The organism is Natrinema soli (genome assembly GCF_028618695.1).
The window spans coordinates 1-5,060 of sequence record NZ_JAQIVI010000057.1 but is presented as its reverse complement, the minus strand read 5'-3'; the positions used below and the strand labels follow the sequence as shown (position 1 = coordinate 5,060).

Below are 5,060 nucleotides of genomic sequence, written 5' to 3'. Positions count from 1 at the left end.
AATCTCTCCTCGGTCGAACCGCGTGGACAGACGACGCTCACCATTACAAATGCAGAACAGCCGATCACAGAGATTCGCGATATCCACGGCGATCCAATCCCGGTGTCGACACAGACTGTCCAAGAGCGCGACGCCCAGCTCGAGACGGCGATCCTCAACGACACGTACGCAGAGCTCCACCTGTTCGAGGGGGAGACCGGCGAAGCGCTTAGCAACGAGACACTCTGGCTCCATGGGGCTGCCCAGGGACAAGTGACGACTGACTCGGACGGAACCGCAGTCGTCGAACGGCGTGACCTCTACGTGACGGCTTCGTTTACGGGTGAGACTGATCCAGCGGAAGAGGTGTACTACAGTCCAGCTGAGGCCCAGATCACGTTCCAGCCAGAGGCGTTCAACATCTACCAGCTACTGATGAGCTTCACTGGGGCGTTCGTCTCGATCATTGCATTTGTGATCTTGTACATTCCGTTCGCGTATATGAGAGGTGCAAACAAATGACTGTTCGAACCCGACCCAGCACAGTGAGACTGAACAGCCCCTCTACGGCAGCCACGCCCATAACAGAGATCCCATCCAACCCATGACCGGATTCAGATTGCCCGTTTCGATCACAAGCATCACAGAAAGCGTTGACCCCACGATACTGGTGTTAGCCCAGAAGAGCAGTGCCTTCCTTCCAGTTGACGGCGTCCCCCTCACCGTCGCGTTTATCTCCGGCTGGGTCTCGGACTTTTTCACCTACATCCTGTCCGGAATCATTGGGTTCATCAGTAGCCTCATTGCGAACGGCATTCGTTCGTTCATCATCTTTGACAGCCCCTATACTGATCCGACGATGCAGGGTGCCTTCCAGCACAATCTGGATATCTTCCCTCAACTGCTGGTGATCGTCTTCATGGCTGGGATTGCCTCCAAGCCGTTCGCCGATCGACGTGAGGTGACGAATTTCATGCTGGTCTGGAAAACGTTGAAGGTGATCATCTTCGTGGCCGTTGCCCGCCAGATCATGCACTTTAGTCTCCTTTTGACGAATGCGATCATTCTGCATGTCTATGCCGATGATTATGGCGCTGCGTTCGGCCCAAAGATTCTCGAGGCTGGATTCGGCGGGACAGCCGCGCTGGGCGCTGGTGCCATCATCGGTGGGATCATCATCAGCTTGGTCTCCGTCGCGGGTATCTTGCTCGCCCTCGGGGTCTTTGTGTTTCGCGAGTTCTTGTTCCACGCGACGTTCATTTTGCTCCCAATTCTGGGGGCCATGTTGTACCTGGATTTCGGTCCACTTCGCCACAGCTCGTCGATCGCGAAAACGCTCTTGCGGGCGACAGCGTACATGCTGCTTGCAGGAATCGTGATGGCCGGGCTGTTGCAGACAGGTGCGGCAGCCGTCGGGGCGTATTCGGATGTCGCTGTCCAGGGCGAGCAAGCAACTGAGGCAGAGTTTGGCGAACTTATCGAAGCAATGCTCTTCTGGCTGATCGGGCTGGTCGCCCCCGCGGCCGTCGGGCTGAAAGCAGCCATGATGGCTGGAATGTCGCCGAGAGGCCTCGGTCGGAGTGCAAAGAGCAGCTCGAGTTCTCAAACGCAACCCTCTTCATCGACCCAATCGGGTGGGAAGTCGCGACGCACTAAACTGATGGAGCAAGCGAGGTATGGGGGGTCGAGAGGGGCCAGATGGGGCGACAGAAAGACAGGTGGAAGGGCGAGCAGTGCTGCCAGCAGCGTGGGATCACGCATAGGCCAAACGAAAGCAGCAGTTGGGAGTACAGCTGCGTCGAAAGTCCCGGATAGATATGTGAGCGGAGGTAAGAAAATAGGATCTGGTGCAAAAAAAGGTGGAAAGCGCGCAGCTTCGGACATGAAAGCTGGTGCTACCTATGGACCTCGAAATCTTCACGAATCCCCGACCGAGTGGGCGGCGGCCGGGTTGGAACGCTATCGGGAAAACCCCGTTATCGACACGTCGACTCAACAATCGACCAGTGGTGTGGAAGCCGAAGCCAGCACCAACACCGCCGACACATCGCCAGACCCAGAATCGAGTCAACAGACACTGGACGAATACGACAACAACAACTAACGGAAGATGGACAGAACATCCCAACCCAAGAGTATCCTGAAGAAAGTCGTTGTCGGCATCATTTCTTTCAGTCTTTTCACTGCGAATTATGTCATTGTTCCACTCGGAATCGTTTGGATTGTAGCGTATTTTTCCGATCCAATTATAGCGCTAATTGCAATTCCTGTGATTTGGATGGCAACCCCATTTACTGCACTTCTGCTGACTGGTGGTCTCTACCCACTCCATGGTGACAAGCCCGAACAAGCAGATCGTATCTGGCTGATTGGAACTTTCATTGGAACATCGATATTGACAGCGGTGTGGTTTCTCCCTGCATGGGAGAATAACTGGCCCGCTTTCGCAAGCATCCTTGCTCCGCTCCGAGTCTCTTCTATGTTTGATAACTTTTGGTACATGGGAGCCAGTTGGCTCGCTTGTGTTCCACTGATGCTATCTGTGAGTATTGGAACCACCGTAGAACTTCTCGATGAGAAAATCGCGACGGGAGAAGAGAAGCAGACAGATACAGTGGACGCGACTGCCCAAAGAGAGAAAGCCGAGACCAAACACAAGAAGACGCCTCACTCCAGCAATGGAGCGACTCAAGAGCAACCCATGCCCTCCCAACTCCAATACGGCTGGCAGTCTGCGCCCGACACAGGGTTTGCGGATGTTGGTGGGATGGAGCCACTCAAAACAGAGATCGAGCGCACGGCGATCCGGCCGCTGACCCGGCTCGATGCCGCCTACGAACGCTTCAATATCTCCCCACCGAACGGTATTCTCTTCTACGGTCCTCCAGGGACAGGCAAGACGCTATTCGCTCGAGCCATTGCTGGCGAACTCGGACACCCGTATCTCGAGCTCTCTGCGGGCGATATCAAATCGCGCTGGGTCAATAAGTCCACCGAGCAGGTCAACCGACTGTTTGAGGAGGCCGCACAGTTCGATCGGTGTGTGATCTTCATCGACGAGATCGACGCGCTGCTCGCTTCCCGTGAAAGCGACGTCAATCGCGAGCACACCCAGGTTGTCAACGAGTTCCTCGCTCATCTGGATGCCGACGATCCGAATTACCTCGTGATCGCAGCGACGAACCGTGCTGAACTTCTTGATGAGGCGGCTACTCGCCGGGGTCGCTTTGACCAGCAGTACGAACTCGGACTTCCAGATCGCGACGCTCGAGAGGCCATTTTCCGCGTCCGGCTCGACGAACTGCCGACGGACCTTGACAACAACGCATACGGGAAGATGGCCGACCTGACAGAAGGGGTCAGTAGCGCAGATATCGCTGGGGTTGTCGACGACGCCGCGATGCGTGCCGCCGAACGCGACGCTGACGAACTCACGCTCGAGGATCTCCACATGTCGCTTCCAGACCAACCGGACCACCAGTCTTGAGGCCGTGCCCAGCAAGAGGCAGGTTGGGACCGCAAGATCGTTCAAAATCGACACCTAGTTGAAATATCAAAATTGGGAGTAACTTTTAACTAGATACCCCTAAGACGTGCAGATTGTATATGGAAACATTCCCAATCGCAGGGCGTGTTGTTAATACGAAGTTGGTTTTCGGGTTGACCGCCCGAGAAGCTGGCGAGGTTCTCGTGGTTCCGTTCCTAGCCATGGGTATTGCCCAAAGCCTCGGCTTCACCGGGACACTGTTCTTGGGTGCCGGCGGGATTGGACTCGCCATCGGCATCCTCGTTTTGCTGGTTTCCCCCGCCGGGCAGCGACCCATCAGCTACGCCCGTGCCGCCGCCGAGTACCATCTCGGCTCGAACGAGTATCACAACCGGAGAACGCGACCCGAACCAGAGACACCTGTCGCCCAGGACATCGTCTACGTTCGGCAGGCTGGCCTCGATATCGAGACGATCGAAGCCGAGCAGGAAGCGGAAGCCGACGGACGGTGATCGACGATGGGAACTGTACCTACCGACGAGACAGCCATTGAAACAGCCTCAGAAACGTCCCAAGAGGATGAAAAGCCCGTTGTTCAGCCGACTGCCACCAGTGACCACACGCCGCCCACACCCGAATCCGACCTCGAGGTCCTGCAAGCACTCGACAAATTCCTTGACGACATCGACACGGACCTTCCAACCGCTCGAGAGCGCTCCCGAGCGCGCGATCACTTCGACCTCAAGGATCGCCTTGGTGGATCGACAACGGCCCAGGAGACACTCAGCTTCGACTACGTTCGGGAGGATGGCATCGCCGTCGACGGTGACAGCTACATCGGCCTCTTGAAAGTCCATCCGCAGAACTGGCTCTCGCTGAGTGAGGAGGCCAGACACGACACGATGAGCGCGTACATGTCCTTCCTCATGTCGCTCGAGTTCAGCGTGGCCGTCCCGTGCTATCCGAAAACGTTCGACCTCACGGGACACCTCGAGCGCTTCTACGCAGCATCGTCGAGTACGACTGCCCGAGAAGAGACGCCGATCCTCCAGTACGGACGGAAGTTCTACATCCAGTGGGCGAGCGACCGGATCACAGACGCCGACCTCAAACAACGCGATTTCTACATCGTCACCCGTGTCGACGCCGATCAGGTCCACAAGAATCTCGACACGGGAAGCGTTCTGAGCCAGCTTGGCGATCTCCCGCTTATCGGCGCTGCCTGCTCGCGAGTGCTCGCTCACACGCCGTTCGGCGAGTCACACGAGGACGCACGAACTGAGCTCTGCATTCGGGAGGTGAGACAGCGACAGCGCCGGATTACGAACAAACTCGGCCGGACAGAGGTCTCGATCGACCAGGTAACCGACCGTCAGGAAACCATGGAAATTCTGTACCACTACTACAACCACGTCGACCCGCAATTCGAGAAGTTCAACCAAGCGACCAAAACGGAGGGTGAGTACTGATGGGGCTCCTCTCAGGGCTTCGTTCTCGTCTTACCCCGGGAAGTAAGCACACGCTCAAAGAGATCGATGACGAGACGTTCGACCGGGCAGCAGCGATCGTCGAGGCCAACGGCGACGACCTCACC

Annotated in this window: 4 protein-coding genes and 1 pseudogene; all 5 read left to right on the top strand. The window is 56.7% G+C overall.

The annotated features are described in order from the left end of the window. A pseudogene (locus PGX04_RS03555) lies at nucleotides 1–501 on the top strand (hypothetical protein); the annotation flags it as partial. 82 nt (nucleotides 502–583) lie between these two features. Beyond that, a complete protein-coding gene (locus PGX04_RS03550; protein WP_273737255.1) occupies nucleotides 584–2,083 on the top strand; it encodes a TrbL/VirB6 family protein in 1,500 nt (499 codons plus the stop codon). A 6-nt stretch (nucleotides 2,084–2,089) separates the two neighbouring features. After that, a complete protein-coding gene (locus PGX04_RS03545) occupies nucleotides 2,090–3,466 on the top strand; it encodes an ATP-binding protein (RefSeq protein ID WP_273737254.1) in 1,377 nt (458 codons plus the stop codon). Between the two features lie 221 nt (nucleotides 3,467–3,687). Next, complete coding sequence (locus PGX04_RS03540; protein WP_273737253.1) at nucleotides 3,688–3,978, top strand: hypothetical protein; 291 nt, start codon at nucleotides 3,688–3,690, stop codon at nucleotides 3,976–3,978. Nucleotides 3,979–3,984: 6 nt separating this feature from the next. Next, the gene (locus tag PGX04_RS03535; RefSeq protein ID WP_273737252.1) at nucleotides 3,985–4,935 is read left to right on the top strand and encodes a TraC-like domain-containing protein; all 951 of its coding nucleotides are present in this window, start codon (nucleotides 3,985–3,987) and stop codon (nucleotides 4,933–4,935) included. The last annotated feature ends 125 nt before the right edge of the window (nucleotides 4,936–5,060 follow it).

Excerpts from the sequence above, each read along its gene's own strand:
- PGX04_RS03550 (WP_273737255.1), top strand. The coding sequence starts at position 584 with ATGACCGGATTCAGATTGCCCGTTTCGATCACAAGCATCACAGAAAGC.
- PGX04_RS03545 (WP_273737254.1), top strand. The coding sequence starts at position 2,090 with ATGGACAGAACATCCCAACCCAAGAGTATCCTGAAGAAAGTCGTTGTC.
- PGX04_RS03540 (WP_273737253.1), top strand. The coding sequence starts at position 3,688 with ATGGGTATTGCCCAAAGCCTCGGCTTCACCGGGACACTGTTCTTGGGT.
- PGX04_RS03535 (WP_273737252.1), top strand. The coding sequence starts at position 3,985 with ATGGGAACTGTACCTACCGACGAGACAGCCATTGAAACAGCCTCAGAA.